This window comes from Nocardia speluncae NBRC 108251, from assembly GCF_001613245.1.
GTDB classification, from domain to species: domain Bacteria; phylum Actinomycetota; class Actinomycetes; order Mycobacteriales; family Mycobacteriaceae; genus Nocardia; species Nocardia speluncae.
On sequence record NZ_BDBZ01000037.1, the window covers coordinates 117812 to 136880 of the forward strand.

The 19069-nt window shown below is 64.5% G+C and carries 5 protein-coding genes; 3 read left to right on the forward strand and 2 right to left on the reverse strand.

Annotated elements, in window-relative coordinates:
- Positions 1–13: 13 nt before the first annotated feature.
- The gene (locus NS6_RS28280; RefSeq protein WP_084471491.1) at positions 14–14599 is read right to left on the reverse strand and encodes a type I polyketide synthase; all 14586 of its coding nucleotides are present in this window, start codon (positions 14597–14599) and stop codon (positions 14–16) included.
- 768 nt (positions 14600–15367) lie between these two features.
- On the opposite strand from NS6_RS28280, the gene NS6_RS28290 reads away from it, so the two are divergent.
- Positions 15368–16306: an SAM-dependent methyltransferase gene (locus tag NS6_RS28290; RefSeq protein WP_068048082.1), complete on the forward strand. Its 939-nt coding sequence runs from the start codon at positions 15368–15370 to the stop codon at positions 16304–16306.
- Positions 16307–16453: 147 nt separating this feature from the next.
- Here the strand turns inward: NS6_RS28290 and NS6_RS28295 are convergent, their stop codons facing one another.
- Positions 16454–16678 (reverse strand): hypothetical protein, encoded by a 225-nt coding sequence (locus tag NS6_RS28295; RefSeq protein WP_157112995.1) that lies wholly within the window; start codon positions 16676–16678, stop codon positions 16454–16456.
- 218 nt (positions 16679–16896) lie between these two features.
- On the opposite strand from NS6_RS28295, the gene NS6_RS36070 reads away from it, so the two are divergent.
- Both NS6_RS36070 and NS6_RS28310 read left to right on the forward strand, forming a co-directional pair.
- Positions 16897–17643, forward strand: coding sequence for a hypothetical protein (locus NS6_RS36070; RefSeq protein ID WP_245669538.1), 747 nt, complete (start codon positions 16897–16899; stop codon positions 17641–17643).
- A gap of 574 nt (positions 17644–18217) precedes the next feature.
- Positions 18218–18715 (forward strand): MarR family winged helix-turn-helix transcriptional regulator, encoded by a 498-nt coding sequence (locus NS6_RS28310; protein ID WP_068048092.1) that lies wholly within the window; start codon positions 18218–18220, stop codon positions 18713–18715.
- The last annotated feature ends 354 nt before the right edge of the window (positions 18716–19069 follow it).

Sequence of the window (19069 nt, forward strand, 5' to 3'; positions counted from 1 at the left end):
AGTTGAGTCTCCCTCACCGAATGGGTCGTGCCCCGGCACTCAGCTGCGTGAGCCATCGGTCTACCAGCTGTGCCGTGGCTCCGACCTCGGATCCCTGCAGCGCACCGTGATCCGCATCCACGCTCTGGACCGTTTGCGTGGTCGACCACGCTTCTGCGGGCTGCTCATCGAGGCGCTGATGCCGAGACGACGATCCGGTGAACTCGACCGAAAGCGTTGTGGTTTCGAGAGGCCGGTGTTCGATCTGCATGGCCAGGTCGAACCACCAGCCGAATGCGGTCAACCGTGCGGTGGTGAAGCCGGCGAGGTCGGGGATGGTCGTGTGCATCTCGAGCATCTGCTTCCCACGGCCGTTGAGCCGGCCTTTATTCGCCTCGCGGGCGAGACATCCATCGAGGATGACCAGGCCTTGCAACTGGGTATTTCCTTGTTCCGATAGCCGAGCCGCCGCTGCGTGGGCGATGTTTCCGCCTACCGAGTAACCGCCCAGGACGAAGTCGTCCTGGCCCACGGTATGGAGGATCGTCTCGACAATGCCGTCGATGGCGGCATCGAGCGAGGCAGGGAGCGGCTCGTCCGGATCGTATCCCGACAGCGGGATAGCCGAGACACGGCGGTGACTGCCCAAATGGGCGGCAAGCTGGGTGTACTGAATGGATCCGCCGAGGAATTCCGGGGCATTGACGAACACCATATGTGGCGAGACATCCCCACCACTGTCGCCGGGCGAACCGCCGCTGATTCCGATGCCGGCCGGCATTCCCACAGTGAAGTGGTTGTACGCCGGGCGGAGCTTCGCTGCTGCTCGCAACAGCGCCACACCGTGTCCGAACCTATTGTCTGCGATCACCTGCCGGATGACACCGACCAAAGTCTCTGCGGAAGCATCGGGGTCTGCCGCCGGAGTATCGGCAGAATCGCAAGCTGCGTCCGGCAACTGCACCGGCGCTGCCACGCTTTCCCCGTGGGCTCCGCGTAGTTCGTGCAAAATGTGCCGGGCGACCGTGGCCGGCGTGGGGTGGTCGAAGATCAGGGTGGCGGGCAGTCGCAGTCCCGTGACCGTGTTGAGCCGGTTACGGGCCTCGATCGCGGCCAGCGAATCGAAGCCCAACTCCCGGAAGTGGCCGGCCGGATCGATCGCGTCGGGACCATCGTGGCCGAGCACCGCCGCCATCTGGTCTCGCACCACCCGCAGCAGCATCGGCAGTTGCTCGGCTTCCGCCAGCACTGAAATCCGCTCTCGCAAACCCGTGCGCTGCTCCCGCGACGGCTCCGGCACCGAACGACGTCGTGCACTCGATACCGATCCCCGCAGCAGCGGGATCAATGTACCGGCCCGGACCTGAGCATCCAGGACCACATGATCCAGAGGTGCCGCAAGAAGCGCGGCACGGTCCGCAACGATCGCGGAGTCCAACATTGCCAGACCTTGCCCGGTCGAGATGGGTGACAACCCAGCACGCGCCAACCGAGCGGTGCCGCTATCGCCGAGATGCCCGGTCATCCCGGTATCGGAAGCCCACAATCCCCAGGCGATCGAAGTCGCGACCAGCCCACTCGCCCGCCGATGCTCGGCCAATGCATCCAGGAACACATTCGCAGCCGCGTAGTTGCCCTGCCCCGCTGCGCCGAATACACCGGCCGCCGACGAGTAGAGCACGAACATCTCCACATCCGTCCGGCTCGTGGCCTCGTGCAGATACCAGGCCGCATCGGCCTTTGCTGCCAGCACCGCATCTATCCGGTCCGGTGTCAGTGACGCGATCACACCGTCATCGAGCACACCGGCCGCATGCACCACACCTGTCAACGGGAACTGTTCCGGCACCGCCGCCACCAACTCGGCCACCCCATCGCGAGTCCCGGCATCACAAGCCACGATCCGCACCCGAGCACCCAGCCGGCCCAACTCTGCCGCCAACAGCGACGCTCCCGGCGCAGCCGCACCACGACGACTCGCCAGCACCAGCGACCGCACCCCATGGTTGGTCACCAGATGCCGCGCCGACAGCGCACCCAAACCGCCCGTACCTCCGGTTACCAGCACCGTCCCGGCCGACACCACGCCACCCGTGCCCGATTCCGGCCGTGGCAAATCGGCGGGCACCGTGCGGACGCTCTTCCCGGTATCCCGGGCTCGAACAGGTAGCCGGGCCAATCGGGCTACGTGCAGGACACCGGTACGGATCACCACCTCGGGCTCGCCCGAATCGATCACCATCGCCAGTCCCTCGGCGGTCAGCTCTTCGGTGTCGATGTCGACCAGGACGATGCGGCCCGGAGCCTCCGATCGAGCCGAACGCACCAGCCCCCAGACCGCTGATCCGGCCAGATCGGTGACATCGTGCCCAGTTCGGCCCACCGCGCCACGAGTGACGACAACCAGGGTGCTCGCCGCGAACCGCAACCCACCCAGCCATGCCTGCAAGACGCTCAACATCTCGTGCGTCGCATCACGGACACGGCTCGGCACATCAGCACCGGCACCGGCACGGTCGAATACGACTACCGCAGGTACTGTCACGTCCTTGTTCTGCACCCAGCTACCGAAACCCTCACCATCGGCGAAGGTTTCGGCATCGACCGGCGAGGTGATCTGCACCGCTCGGGGCGTCCACTGCACAACGTGCAGCCCGTCCTGCACCGAGAAGGTGTCCAGCTGTGCGGGGGAAACCTCCTGCACGGTCAAGGACCGCGTGGTGAGCACCAACCGGCCGAACGCATCGACGACCTGGATCGATACTGCATCGACATCGCCGGGTACCGGAGTGATACGCGCCCGCAGCAGCGACTGTCCGGTGGCATACAAAGTCACCCCCTTCCAGCAGAAGGGCACCTTCACTCGCCCTGGATCCGGATCGGCATCGACCAGCTGTCCGTGCAGCATCGACTCCAGCAACGCCGGATGCACACCGAACCGCGAGACATCGGTCATCGACTCGGGCGGCTCGACCTCCACGAACAGTTCCGCACCACGGCGCCATACCGCTCGCAACCCCCGGAACGCCGGGCCATACCCGTCACCGGCTACCGCAAACCGGTCATACAGACCTTCCACAGGTACGGCGACCGCACCACCGGGCGGCCACACTGCCGGCGCCGCATCCTGTTCCGGCACACCCTCGATGCCCAACACACCTCGTGCGTGCAGAACCCAGATACCGTCGGCGGCCTCGGCACGGGAATAGACCGACACCGACCGGCAGCCGAGCTCGTCGGCACCGTCCACCACTACCTGCAACTGCATCCCGGCCGCGCCGGGCAACACAAGAGGCTTGATCACCGTCAGCTCGTGCAGCAGTGCACAACCCACTTCCGCTGCCGCACGCAACACCAACTCGAGGAAGGCGGCCCCCGGTAACAGCACGAACCCACCCACAGTGCGATCGGCCAGCCATGGATGGGTCGCCAGGCCGACTCGGCCGGTCAGTACTACACCGTCCCCGTCCGGGGACACCACCACCGCCCCCAACAAGGGATGTCCGGCAGCCGATAGCCCCAACGACGCTGCATCCCCACCATTCGATACTCCATCCAACCAATACCTGCGTCGCTGAAACGCATACGTCGGCAAAGACACCCCGCCCCCATGAACAGGGCCCAGCAAAGCCGCCCAATCCACCCCCGCACCCGACACCTCCAACTGCGCCGCCGACAGCAGGAAAGCGCCCATGTCCCCTTCGTCACGTCGCAGCGAACCCACGACGGTCACGGGATCGGCACCCACCCGAAGGTCACAGATCTGCTCGATATCGACCGTGAGCAGCGGATGCGGACTGACCTCGACGAAGGCGTTGTACCCGTCCTCCAGGAGGGCTCGAGCTGCTTGGTGGAAACACACCGGCTCCCGCAGATTCCGGAACCAGTAGTCCGCATCCAACTCGGTGCCGTCCAGTACACCACCGGTCACGCTGGACCAGAACGCCACTTGTGACGATCCGGGCCGAAGGCCGGCCAGCACCTTCAGCAGCGGTTCGCGGAGCACGTCGACCTGCGGCGAATGTGAGCCGTAGTCTACCGAGATCCGGCGCGCGTGAACGTTGTCTCGTGCGCAGGCTTCCAGGAAATCCTCGAGCTGCACTGCCACACCGGACACCACCGTTGCCTGCGGGCCGTTCACCGCAGCCACCGACAAGTCGTCGTATCCGGCCAGCAGCGTGGTGACCTGGTCGACCGGCATGGACACCGCCACCATCCCGCCCTGCTCAGTCAAGTCGATCAAGGCAGCCGACCGCAGGGCCACTACCCGCGCGGCATCCTCGAGCGACAGGGCCCCCGCCACATATGCCGCAGCAATCTCGCCTTGGGAATGACCCACCACCGCGTCCGGAACAACACCGACCGAGCGCCACAGCTCGGCCAACGACACCATCACCGCGAAAAGCACCGGTTGAACCACGTCGACGCGCTCCAGGGACGGCGTTCCTTCCGCACCCGCGAGCACGGCGGACAACGACCAGTCCACCAGCGGCGAAAACGCCGCATCACACTCGGCCATCTTCCGAGCGAACACCGGCGAGCAGTCCAGTAACTGTCTTCCCATGCCCCGCCATTGAGACCCCTGACCGGGGAATACCAGCACAGTTTTGCGCGGCACTCCAGTCACACCGGTAACCACACCGGGCCCTGGAGTCTGCTCAGACAGCGCAGTCAGCCCCGCAAGCAACTGGTCACGATCCGCGCCTACAACCACCGCACGGTGGTCGAACCGCGACCGCTGCGACACCAACGCCCGCGCCACCGCTTGCACATTCATCGACGGGTCACCGGCCACGAAATCCCGGAGACGCCGCACCTGCCCCGTCAACGCCTCCGGAGACCGACCCGATACCACCCACACCACCGGCCCATCCCCACCAGCACCAGCACCAGCACCAGTCACCGATTGCGGCGCCTGTTCGAGGATGACGTGCGCGTTGGTGCCACTGATACCGAACGCCGACACCGCCGCCCGACGCGGCCGATCGACCACCGGCCAATCACGCTGCTCGGTAAGCAACTCCACCCGCCCAGCATCCCAATCCACCTGCGAGGACGGGGTATCCACATGCAAAGTTTTGGGCAACACCCCATAACGCATGGCCTGCACCATCTTGATCACACCAGCCAACCCCGCCGCAGCCTGCGTATGACCGATATTGGACTTGACCGAACCCAACCACACCGGCCGATCCACCGACCGACCCTGCCCATAAGTCGCCAGCAACGCCTGCGCCTCGATCGGATCACCCAACCTAGTGCCGGTCCCGTGAGCCTCGACCACATCGACCTCACCCGCCCCCACACCCGCATTCGCCAGCGCACGCCGAATCACCCGCTGCTGCGACGGACCATTCGGCGCAGTCAAACCATTCGACGCACCATCCTGATTAACCGCACTACCCCGCACCACCGCCAACACCTGACGTTTATTACGCACGGCATCCGACAACCGCTCCAACACCAGCACACCCGAACCCTCACCGAATGCGGTCCCGTCGGCAGCCTCTGCGAAGGGTTTGCACCGGCCATCCGGCGCCAACGCCCGCTGGCGGGAGAACTCCACAAACGTTCCCGGCTTTGTCATCACGGTGACCCCGCCGGCCAATGCCAGCGAACACTCCCCCGCACGCAACGCCGCCACCGCCTGATGCAACGCCACCAGACCCGACGAACAGGCCGTATCCACCGACACCGCCGGCCCCTCCAACCCCAGCACATACGACACCCGCCCCGACACCACAGCGCCGGCTGTTTCGCTGTGCGGGTAGTCGTGATACATCGCACCGACGTACACACCGGTATCGCTGCCGCGCAGGGTGGCCGGCCGTATCCCGGCGTGTTCGAGTGCCTCCCACACCGTTTCCAGCAGGATCCGCTGCTGCGGATCCATCGCCATCGCCTCACGCGGACTGATCCCGAAAAACTCCGCGTCGAACTCTGCCGCGTCGTACAGGAATCCGCCCTCATCCGTATACGACTTGCCCGCCACACCCGGCGCGGGATCGAATATCGCGTCCCAACCACGATCGGTCGGGAACTTCGAGATCACGTCGCGACCGTCGACCACCGTCCGCCACAACTGTTCCGCGGAAGTCACCCCACCCGGGAACCGGCATCCGACCCCCACAATCGCCACCGGCTCCGACGACGACGGCGGCACCACCGGCCCCGATTTCGATGCGGCGGGGATATCGGTGTCAGTGAGCTGAGTGAGGATATATGCGGTCACCGCGTCGGGTGTCGGATAGTCGAAGACCAGAGTCGCGGGCAACCGCAACCCGGTGATCGTGTTCAACCGATTACGTGCCTCGACCGCGGTCAGGGAGTCGAATCCCAGGTCCCGGAAGTTGCGGCCGGGATCGATACCCGTGCCGCCGTCGTGTCCCAGCACTGCTGCGACCTGACCACGAATCGCATCCAGGACCAACGAATGTTGTTCGGTCGGTGGCAGCCCCACCACCCGCTGCCGCAGACCCACTGCACCTGCCGCATCCAGGGTGCTGCGTCGGCCCGTGGAGAGCATCCCCTCCAGTAACGGAGCAAGGACACCGGCGCGGGAACGCGCCGCCATTGCGGCCGAATCGATGCGGGCAGCCACCACGCTCGCACGTCGCTGGTCGAGCGCGGCGTCGAAGAACGCCATTCCCTGTTCGTCCGACATCGCCGGTACCCCGTCACGACCCATCCGTGCGGTATCTGAATCACCGAGGTGTCCGGTCATCGCGGTGCCGGTAGACCACAATCCCCATGCGATCGACACCGCGGCCTGTCCGCCCGCCCGGCGGTGTTCGGCAAGCCCGTCCAGGAATGCGTTCGCCGCCGCATAGTTGCCTTGCCCAGGGTTGCCCAGCACACCGGCGACCGAGGAATACATCACGAACAGTTCCGGATCCAGCTCGCGGGTCAGCTCGTGAAGATGCCATGCCGCGTCGGCCTTGGCCGCCAACACCGTGTGCACCCGCTCCGGGGACAACGACACCACTACACCGTCGTCGAGCACACCCGCGGTATGGACCACCCCGGTCAACGGCGCGTCCTGGGGGACTGCGGCCAGCAACTCCACGACCGCACCGCGATCGGACACATCACACGCCACGATCCGCACCCGGGCACCCAACCCGGTCAGCTCCGTGGCCAGATCCTCTGCCCCCGCCGCGGCCGGGCCACGGCGACTGGCCAGTACCAACGACCGCACCCCGTAATCGGTCACCAGATGCCGGGCCAGCATCGATCCCAGCCCGCCGGTGCCACCGGTGATCAATACCGTGCCCGCCGCCACCACACCCGAATCCACACCGGTCTCCCCGGCCGGGAGCCGGATCAGTCGAGCGGTGTGCAACACCCCGGAACGGATCATGACCTGGGGTTCACCACACCCCACGACTTCGGCGAGGCCCACTGACGGTGTGGCAGTACCGATCCCGGACGCAATGCCCGCGGTCAGGCCGTTGGGTAGGTCGGTGTCGACGAGCAGGATCCGGCCCGGGTCTTCCGATTGCGCCGAACGCACCAAACCCCACACCGCGGCACCTGCCAGATCGTCGACCTGCTCGCCGGTCCGCGCGACCGCCCCACAGGTCGACACCACCAACATGCTTCGGGCGAATCGCGACTCGCTCAGCCAGCCCTGTAACACGGCCAGTGTGTCGGCGACCGCCCGATGCACCCGCCCCGGCACATCGACATCGCCGGCAGCAGCGTCACCGTGGTCGCTGTCGCGTCGATCGAACACCACGACCGGTGGTACCGGCGTGGCCTCGTCCTTGGTCCAGGTCAGGAAGTCCTCCACCGTGGTGAACATCCGCGATTCCGGCACCGACACCGGGGTATCGACCCGGGTCGGGGTCCATTGCACCGCGCACAGCCGCTCGCGTGACGTGCGGGTGCCCAGCTGTCCGGGAGACAGGGGCCGTGATGTCATCGATGCGGCGGTCAGCACGGGCCGTCCGGTGGTATCGGTGACATGTATCGCGACTGCGCCCGTACCGGTCGGTGAGATCCTGGCCCGCACCGTGGATGCGCCGACTGCGTACAGGGTCACCTCCGACCACGCGAACGGCAGCATCACACCGGTGTCGGCATCGGTGATGGCGATCGCATGCAGTACGGAGTCCAGCAAGGCCGGGTGTAGTCCGTATCGTGGCGCGTCGGTGACTGTGTCGGGCAGCGCTGCTTCGACGAACAGTTCCTTGCCGCGGCGGCGGATCGAGTGCAGTCCTCGGAATGCCGGGCCGTATCCGTATCCGATGTCGGCCAGCGCCGCGTACATGTCGTGGACCGGGATCTCGACCGTGTCGTGTGGGGGCCACACCCCCATCCCCTCCGATACCGAGCCGCCGGGCAGCGTGTCCGGGGAATCGGTGCCGTGTCCGGCTTGCCCGGTCAGGACGGCCTCGGCGTGGATCATCCACTCTGCTCGCGGGTCTTCGGCGTCGCGGGAGTACACCACCAGCCGGCGCGTATCGCGTTCCCCGGCAGCATCGACCACGACCTGGAGCTGTACCGCGGTGTGACCGGTCAATACCAACGGGGTCATCAACGTCAGGTCCCGCACCACCGGGCATCCGACTTCCTCCCCGGCCCGCATCGCCAACTCCACGAACCCGGTACCGGGGAACAACACCACTGCACCGACCGCGTGATCGGCCAGCCACGGCTGCGACGCCGACGACAACCGGCCCGTCAACACCACCGCACCCGTGTCCGCGGACACCATCACCGCACCCAGCAGCGGATGCCCGGCCCCGGCCAACCCCAACGACACCGCGTCACCGGTCGCGGTCGAGGTCCGCCAGTAGCGGCGACGCTGGAACGCATACGTGGGCAACTCGACCCGGCGACCACGATCCGGACGTAGCGCCTCCCACACCACACCCACACCCGACACTTCCAACCGGGCCATCGAACGCGTGATCGAGACCGCGCAATCCTCGCCACGCAGCAGCGAACCCACGATCACCGGGTCATGGCGGATCGAGGGACTGCCGCTGTCGGGATCGGCGGCCGCACAGATTTGTTCGATGTCGACGGTAAGGAGCGGGTGTGGGCTCGCCTCGACGAACACGCTGTGTCCGTCGCGGTGCAATGCCTGCACGGCCTGCTCGAAACGTACCGTTTCCCGCAAATTGCGGAACCAGTACTGGGCATCCAATTCGGTCGGATCCAGAATCGTGCCGGTAACGGTGGAATAGAACACCACCCCCGACGAAGTCTTCGAACCGGTGGAACCTTTCGCACGCGGCCGGATTTCGGTGAGTGCATCGAGCAGGTGATCGCGGAGTAGTTCGACCTGGGGAGAATGCGAGGCATAATCCACCGCGATCCGACGGGCGCGAACATCGCGTCGCGCACATTCGTCCAGGAACAACTCCGCCTGCCCGATGTCACCGGACACCACTGTCGATCCAGGGCCGTTGATCACAGCCACCGCCAACCGATCGAAACTCGCGAGCAGTCGCTCGACCTGCTCGACCGCGAGCCCGACCGACACCATCGCGCCCCGTCCGGCCAACGCCGTCAATGCCGCCGAGCGCAGGATCACGATCCGGGCGGCATCCTCGAGCGCTAACGCACCGGCCACATAGGCTGCGGCGATTTCGCCTTGGGAATGACCCACCACGGCGTCGGGTTCGATACCGACCGAACGCCACAGCTGCGCCAGCGACACCATCACTGCGAACAACACCGGCTGCACAACCTCGACACGCTCCAGCGAGGGCGCGCCTTCACCTCCGGCGAGCACCTCGAGCAGCGACCAGTCCACCAACGTGGAGAACACATGATCACACTCGGTCATGGCCTGCGCGAACACCGGCGAAGAAACCAGCAACTCTCGCCCCATCCCCAGCCACTGCGCACCCTGCCCCGGGAACACCAACACCGTCTTGCCGTGTGTACCGGCACACCCCGACACCACCGCACCGGCACCAGCACCGGCTGGTAGCCCCCGTGCCACCGCGTCGAGCCCGCCCAGCAACTGCGCCCGGTCCCCGCCCACGATTGCCGCACGATGATCGAACCGCGAACGTCCCGACAACGTCGCGGCCACATCCGCCGCATCCACTTCCGGACGTTGCCCCAGATAGGTCGACAACCGAGCCGCCTGCCCCGCCAACCCATCCTGGGTCCGCGCCGACACCACCCACACTACCGGTACCGGCCTGGCCGTCGGGGTCTGCCGTTGCGGTGCCGGCTCGCTCGCCGGTGCTTGTTCGAGGATGACGTGCGCGTTGGTGCCACTGATACCGAACGCCGACACCGCCGCCCGACGCGGCCGATCGACCACCGGCCAATCACGCTGCTCGGTAAGCAACTCCACCCGCCCAGAATCCCAATCCACCTGCGAAGACGGCGTATCCACATGCAAAGTCCTGGGCAACACCCCATAACGCAACGCCTGCACCATCTTGATCACACCAGCCAACCCCGCCGCAGCCTGCGTATGACCGATATTGGACTTGACCGAACCCAACCACACCGGATCCACACCCCGACCACGCTGCCCATACGTCGCCAGCAACGCCTGCGCCTCGATCGGATCACCCAACCTAGTCCCCGTGCCGTGAGCCTCGACGACATCGACCTCACCCGCCTCCACACCGGCATTCACCAGCGCACGCCGAATCACCCGCTGCTGCGACGGACCATTCGGCGCAGTCAAACCATTCGACGCACCATCCTGATTAACCGCACTACCCCGCACCACCGCCAACACCTGACGTTTATTACGCACGGCATCCGACAACCGCTCCACCACCAGCACACCCGAACCCTCGGCCCACCCAGTACCATCCGCAGCCTCCGCGAACGGTTTACACCGACCGTCCACAGCCAGCCCCTGCTGCCGAGAAAACTCCACAAACATCGAAGGCGTGGACATCACCGTTACCCCGCCGGCCAAGGCCAGCGAACACTCCCCCGCACGCAACGCCCCCACTGCCTGATGCAACGCCACCAACCCCGACGAACAAGCAGTATCCACCGACACGGCCGGCCCCTCCAACCCCAGCACATACGACACCCGCCCCGACACCACACTCGCCGTACCGCCGGTCAATCCATAGCCATCGGACCCCGTCGAGTCGCCGAGAGCCGAACCGAGGTCGTACGATTGATCGGTTACGCCGACGAAGACACCGGTATCGCTGCCGCGCAGCGTGGCCGGCCGTATCCCGGCGTGTTCGAGTGCCTCCCACACCGTTTCCAGCAAGATCCGCTGCTGCGGATCCATCGCCATCGCCTCACGCGGACTGATCCCGAAAAACTCCGCGTCGAACTCTGCCGCGTCGTATAGGAATCCGCCCTCATCCGTATACGACTTGCCCGCCACACCCGGCGCGGGATCGAATATCGCGTCCCAACCACGATCGGCCGGGAACTTCGAGATCACGTCGCGACCGTCGACCACCAACCGCCACAACTCCTCCGGCGAGGACACCCCACCAGGGAAGCGACAGCCCACCCCCACGATCGCCACCGGCTCCGACAGCGACACCGGCCTCGAATCCGACCCCGCGGCATCCCCGGCATCCCCGGCATCGGTGAGTCGGGTGAAAATGTAGGTGGCGACAGAATCCGGTGTCGGGAAGTCGAAGACCAGGGTCACGGGCAATCTCAACCCAGTGATCAGATTCAACCGATTGCAGAGCTCGACCGCGGTCAATGAATCGAACCCCAGATCCCGGAAAGTACGGTCGGGATCGATTGCCGAGGCATTGTCACGCCCCAGAACCAGCGCACTTTCATCCCGGATGATTCCGGTCAGGAGCATCCGGGCTTCGTCCGCCGGAAGCTGGGCCAGCCGCCGCCGGTCTACCACCGCGTCCTCGATATCCGACGGCTTCGGGTCCAGGCGACCGACGTTCGCCGACCCCCCGGCCGCTTTGTATCCGTTGTCCAGCCAGAACCGATCTCGCCTGAAGGCGTAGCTCGGCAACGCTACCCGCCGGCCGCCCGGGAAAAGTTTCACCCACTCGACCGCAGTGCCCGCTACGAAGAGGCCGGCCAGCGCCCGCAGGACGGCCCGCGCTTCAGATCGCTCTTTCCGCAGCGTGACTACTGTCATCACATCATTTGCCGGTTCCAGCTGACCGACCGACCCCGTCAGGCCCGCGGCAGGGCCGAGCTCGACGAATTTCGTCACGCCGAGCTCACGCAGCAGTTCCAATCCGGATCCGAAACGCACCGGCTCTCGAACATGGCGCACCCAATATTCTGCCGACCCGTAGCCCGGCCCCGTCAACCGGCCATCTACATTGGACACCAGCGCAATCGTCGGTTCGGTCACGGTGATAGTCGCCGCCGATACCGCGAGCTCGTCCAACACCGGCTCCATCATCGAAGAATGAAACGCGTGTGAGACATTCAGACGGCTCACACGGATGGAGTGCCTTCGAAGATGGTCGGCAAGATCATCGATCGCGCGTTCGGCCCCCGCAACGACGACGGCCTCCGGTCCATTGACTGCAGCGATATCGACTTCGTCGACCGCCAAGTCATCGAGCACCGCCCGGACGTAGTCCTCGCCGGCTTGCACTGCGACCATCGCGCCACCCGCCGGTAGCGCTTGCATCAACCGTCCACGCGTCGCGACCAGCATCGCGGCATCCTCGAGGGACAACACACCGGCCAGGTGTGCGGCGGCTATTTCTCCGACGGAGTGCCCGAGCAGAAAGTCCGGTCCAACACCCCAATGTTCGAATAGCCGGAACAATGAAATCTCGACGGCGAACAAGCCTGCTTGGGCAAATTTGGTTTGTGCAAGCTTCTCGTTCTCCGACCCCCACAGCACTGCGCGCAAGTCGACCCCCAGATGAGGGTCCAGCGCGGCGAGGACCGTATCCAGCGCTCTGGCGAATGCCGGGAAGCTCTCATACAGCTCCCTGCCCAGACCAACCCACTGGGAACCCTGTCCCGGCAGAACGAACGCCGTCTTCCCAGACCTCGTCGCCGTTGTGTGCACAGGCATATACCCGGGCCGTGATTCCGCTAGTTCGCGCAGCTCACCGAGCAGCTCCGTACGATCGAATCCCACCATTACCGCGCGATGGTCGAACAACGACCGAGTCGTCAACAGCGAATAGCCCACATCCGCCGGCGACAGGCCGGGACGTTGTTCGACATACTCCAGGAGCCGTCGTGCCTGGCGGTGCAGTCCGTCGCGGGTGCGTGCCGACACAACCCACACCAACGGTGTACATTCCGGCGCAAGATCGGCTTCGGATGCGGTCGACGGCATCGTTTCCGCGGCCGCCGGAACCTGTTCTTCGTATACGGGTGCCTGTTCGAGGATGACGTGAGCATTGGTGCCACTGATACCGAACGCCGACACCGCCGCCCGACGCGGCCGATCGACCACCGGCCAATCACGCTGCTCGGTAAGCAACTCCACCCGACCCGCAGCCCAATCCACCTGCGAGGACGGGGTATCCACATGCAAAGTTTTGGGCAACACCCCGTAACGCATGGCCTGCACCATCTTGATCACACCCGCCACACCAGCAGCCGCCTGCGTATGACCGATATTGGACTTGACCGAACCCAACCACACCGGATCCACACCCCGACCACGCTGCCCATACGTCGCCAGCAACGCCTGCGCCTCGATCGGATCACCCAACCTAGTCCCCGTGCCGTGAGCCTCGACCACATCGACCTCACCCGCCCCCACACCCGCATTCGCCAGCGCACGCCGAATCACCCGCTGCTGCGACGGACCATTCGGCGCAGTCAAACCATTCGACGCACCATCCTGATTAACCGCACTACCCCGCACCACCGCCAACACCTGACGTTTATTACGCACGGCATCCGACAACCGCTCCACCACCAGCACACCCGAACCCTCGGCCCACCCAGTACCATCCGCAGCCTCCGCGAACGGTTTACACCGGCCATCGACAGCCAGCCCCCGCTGCCGGGAGAATTCGACGAACGTCGCCGGTGTGGACATGACCGTCACTCCACCGACCAGCGCCAGCGAACACTCCCCCGACCGCAACGCCTGGACTGCCAGATGCAGCGCCACCAGCGATGACGAGGCCGAAGTATCCACCGAGACCGCCGGGCCCTCCAACCCCAGCACGTACGAGACCCGGCCCGACACCACGCTGGATGTACCGCCGGTCAATCGATAGCCCTCGACGTCGACCGGAACCTGCTCACCGCCACCGGCCGCATAGTCGTTGTGCATCACCCCGCAGAACACTCCGGTGTCGCTTCCGCGTAGTGCCGATGGGTCGATGCCCGCCGATTCCAGTGACTCCCAGGCGGTTTCCAGCAGTACTCGCTGCTGGGGGTCCATCGCCAATGCCTCGCGCGGACTGATCCCGAAGAACTCGGCGTCGAACTCCGATGATCGATGGAGGAATCCGCCCGAGCGCACATAGGACTTGCCCGGTACACCCAGCTCGGGGTCGTACAGCTGTTCCAGGTCCCAGCCGCGGTCTGCCGGAAAATCCGATAGACCATTGCGACCGTCGATTACCAACTGCCACAGGTCTTCCGATGACTCCACGCCACCCGGAAACCGGCAGCCCATACCCACTATCGCGATCGGCTGCGTCCGCTGAGGTTGATCGTCGAGAAGGTCTGCGCACCCTGGATACAGCCGAGTCATACCAATCCCCTATCCAAGTCGAGTGAAGTTGGGTTGCGATGTGTTGTCGTAGGTGTCCGTCGGGATGAACCACGAAATGGTCGTGCACGGGATCGGCCATATCGAAGATCCGGCGCGTCGCGGGCGGCACCGGCCCGAGACCGGACTAGGCCCAGAATTTCTGGGTGTCGGCCCAGGCATAAGCCGCCGAAATCGGCTTCGGCCGAGGAACCATCCACGTTTCGTGCCGAGCGGTGGTCACCACAAGGTCGGCAATGCATTCGCCATGATCGGCGCAGGCATTCGATATCCGAAACGCCGCGATCGCCGATATCCGACTCCTCATACCTGATTTCCCACCCCTCAGACCTGGCCGAATCGGCAAGCAGAACCCGAAAGTCAGAACGGGTGCGCTCGCAGGGACGGTCGATCCCCCCGAAGCCGTTTTGCCCGTACCCGGCAGGATCGTCGGGCCCGTCAGAACCACTCCACCAAGTTAGAACACGTTCCTGTCCGGTGCAAGCACTCGCTACGAACGCCCACATGCAAGCCGTTACCATGTCTTCGTTTGCCACGACGATTGCTGGTAGACAGCAGCAATTCGTGAACTCGTCGACGACTCGCCTCCCGAAAGAGATCGGTTGGCCGCCGTCTCCAGGCCGGAGATTCCCTCGCCGGATTGTCGACCGCATGCGACTGAACACGTTCCGACGACGGTGCAGACACACTGCTAGCATCGGCAAGCGGCCCCGCAGTTCAGCTGGGTTCCATCGCCTGAGGGGGCAAACCATGACAGTTATGGAATTTCGTGACTCCGAGAGCTCGGCCCGGCGCATTTTACGGTGGGCTCGCGAATGGGGGCGGTTTGCCTCGTTGGCCTTCGTGCCCGCGATTCCCGATCGATTCGGTCGGCTGTACGACGATATTCTCACTGCATCCAACACGTTGGGTGCGGAATCGCTGTTTCTGAACCTGGGCTACTGGAAGGACAGTCCCCAGACCATCGATCAAGCGTGCGCGGCGTTGGCTCGGCTGGTAGCAACCGAAGCGCGCCTCGGATCCGATGATGTGGTCGTCGACGTAGGCTGCGGATTCGGCGATCAAGATTTTCTCTGGGCGGATGAATTCGGCACGAAACGAATAACAGGCGTGAATATCTCCGCGAAACAGATAGCGATCGCGACGGCACGGGCCGCAGAATCGGGACTCGGCGATGTCATCGATTATGTGCACGGGTCCGCAAGCGATCTGCCTCAATCCGATGCGTCCGCAACGAAAGTGACCGCGCTCGAATCCGCGCTTCACTTTCCGTCGCGTTCGCGATTTTTCGATGAAGCGTTCCGAGTTCTGGCACCTGGCGGCCGATTGGTCACCGCCGACGTTGTGCCGCTCGCACGTGAGTATGTTCCGAACAGGACCAGCCGGTTACTGGGCCGTGTGGTACACGGCATATTCACGACTGCCCGCCAGAACCATACCAATGCGGAAGAGTACCGCGAAGCGCTCACAGCAGCCGGATTCGAAGGTGCGAGAGTCTACTCGATACGCCATCACGTCTTCCCCCAATACGCGGAATGTATCAGTCGCGAACTCGGACAGCCGGAAATGAGGAGAGTCAATCCGTTGACTCGGATGTTTTTCGGCAGAAAGGGAGTCTCGCTTTGGGCCCCTTGGCTGGACTATATCGTTGCGGTTGCAGACAAGCCGCCTGCGGGGGATGGCCTTTAGCCTCGATCTTTCTCACTGATCCCGCGCCGCCGTAGCGGACGCAGGATCAGTGTTTTCCGGTAGCGGTCGCGGGGCACCGGCCGCGGACGTGCGGAACCTCGGCCGCCGGCCGGGGCAGCTTTCTTCGCCGCCTCGTTCGTCGGGCGCTCAGAGATCGCCGGCCATGCCACCCGATCGGCCGGTCACCACACCTACCTCCGGGGTGAACCCCCACCCGGACGGTATCTGGCCGGCGGCCGATGACACGTCCGTGCCGAGGTCGACGATCGCCCGCTCGACGGTGAGTGCCGGAAGACCCTCGACCGGCAGCACATCTCCGGGGGTCGGGTGCCTGATCCGGAGCCGCACACCGGACAGCCGAGACCCCTTCACGCGGGGACGATGTAGTCGAGAGAGAATGCCGCGCACGGTAACCATATGAAAGCTGGCGATCGGCAGAATGCAAATATTGTCAGGTCGGGCCCATATTCCAGCGAATTGCAGGCCTGTCGATCGCGTGGCGAGTCCGCCGATATACGAAAGAGGATATCGGGCCGTATCGGAAATCTTGCCGAACTTAACTATCCAGATCGAATATTTAATCGCAGATAATGATATTTTTCGGCACCCGGTTCGATGGTTTCGACCACGGAATGATTAGAACAGGCTATATTTTAAACACCCATTTCGGGTGTCCGACATCCAGTCGTACCGTTGCTCAACATTTCCTGGAGACAGCCATGAGATCGACCTCATCCCTGCTTCGTGCCGGCATTATTGCTCCGATCGCCGTCGCTACCACCTTTTGTTTGGCCGCACCGGCGAGCGCCGACCCCGTCAGCGTGAACTGGAGCTGCCGGGGCACGATCCTCGGTGTCGGCCAAACCTCGACCATGACCACATCGGTCACCGGCGAGGCGCCGAGCTCGGCAGCATCGGGTTCCGCGGTGGCCATCACAATCACACCGGGCGCCTCGTCGGTTCCCAGTTCGGCTTCCGGCTTCACCGTGAACAATATCAGCAATCTCAAGATGACCATTCCGACTCCGGTGAATTCGACATTGGTCTCGGCTACCGCCTCCGGGGGTACCGTGGCCGGCACCGTCACCACGTCGGGCGGGAATGTCGTCCTGACCGTGCCGGGTCCGATTGCCGGCGGCACCAGCTTCACCCCGCCCGCGGTGACCGTCAATGTCACCGCCGGCGCCGCCGGAACACCGATCACCAGCAAATACGCGGGGACCAGCTACACCAGCCCCGGCATGACCATGACAACCAACGTCGCCTTGGTCGGCAATGTCGCGACCTCGTGCTTCCCGGACCCATCCCCCACCCTCACCACCACAACCGTCAGCTGAGCCTGGGAACAGGCGCCACGACGTAATGACCGGTTCCCCCGCCGGCAACCTGTGGTGAACATGTCCGGGCCGGGTTGCGCCAGCAGCCCGGCCCGGATCTCACCCTGGCCGGAGCGGGCGGGACACGTTCCTGATAGTGATTGCCCCGCTTCGATTTTGGTGTGATGGCGACCACTTCGTCCGGATAATGAGAAGCACAGTATCGCATCGGCTGCCGTGTCGTACAGTGCATATCCGACACAGCCACGGTCGCTTCGACGGCCGCAGCGGTGCCCACTTTCGTGCTGATCGCCAGCTGCGGTTCGGGCTGCCGGTCGATCGATCGACAGGAGCCCACATGCCCGCTACAGACGCTCGGCGGCGATTCCTATCGCACGCAGGGAAAACGAAGGCATCCGCTCGCGATCACCCGGCCGCCCTCGATCCGGGCAGCGCCACCACACCCTGCGGCATTGATCGAGTCCACCGATCTCCCTGACTTCCCCGGACGGAATCGGGCGGCCGGGTATCGGCACGCCCCGATCGCTGAATTCTGCTGAGCATTCCATGTTTCAAGTGATCGAGGGGAAGGCCTATGTGCGCGAGAACCACCGAACCCGCCCGAATCTCGGTCGAGCTCAAAAGGGCCCTGGAGTTCTATCACGGAACCGTCGAGGATCTGATCCGCGAATTGATCAGAGTACTGGGTGTGAACGAGACCGATCGGCGGGCGCTGGAGATCGTTCTGCTGGAAGATGAAAAGGCCACGACGCCAGGAGTACTGGCCGAGCGGCTCGGCCTCACCGCCGGCGGCGTCACGATCATGCTCAACCGGCTGGAGAAACAAGGCTACATCGCCCGATCACTACACCCGACCGACCGTCGTCGCGTAATTGTGATGGCCACCGAACTTGCGGCCCATCGCGTACAGGAACTCGTCGTACCCATGATCGTCGAGAGCTACAAGATGCTGCTGAGCTCGTACAACTCCGCCGAACTCGACATAATCGCCGATTTCCTCACCCGCGCGGGCGAACTGCAACAGATCCACCGGCAACGGCTACGGCAAGTAGATCCCTACTCGAGATCCTGACACTTCGATCACGAAGCCTCAGCGGAAGAACGCAGTAGCCGGACCCGACGAGCCCGACTCCGCGACCACCCACGGCTTCCACCAGCAGGATTACTTCGGCGACCCACGCGGGGACGTTGGCCGAGGGCCCCTCTTTGTGTCGTGGACATATGACCTGGCGGGCGCTCGGCACAACCGTTGATACGAGCACTCGGATCGCGATCCGTAGTTCATTGACCCGCTGACTATCGGCAAGATCACATCCGGTTGCGGTGCCCGAGCAGGTGGACCATTACTGAACAGGCATTTTCTAGCCCCACCCCCGGTCACACACCTACCTCTTCCATGTGCCGTTAGATGACGGTACAGTTGGTG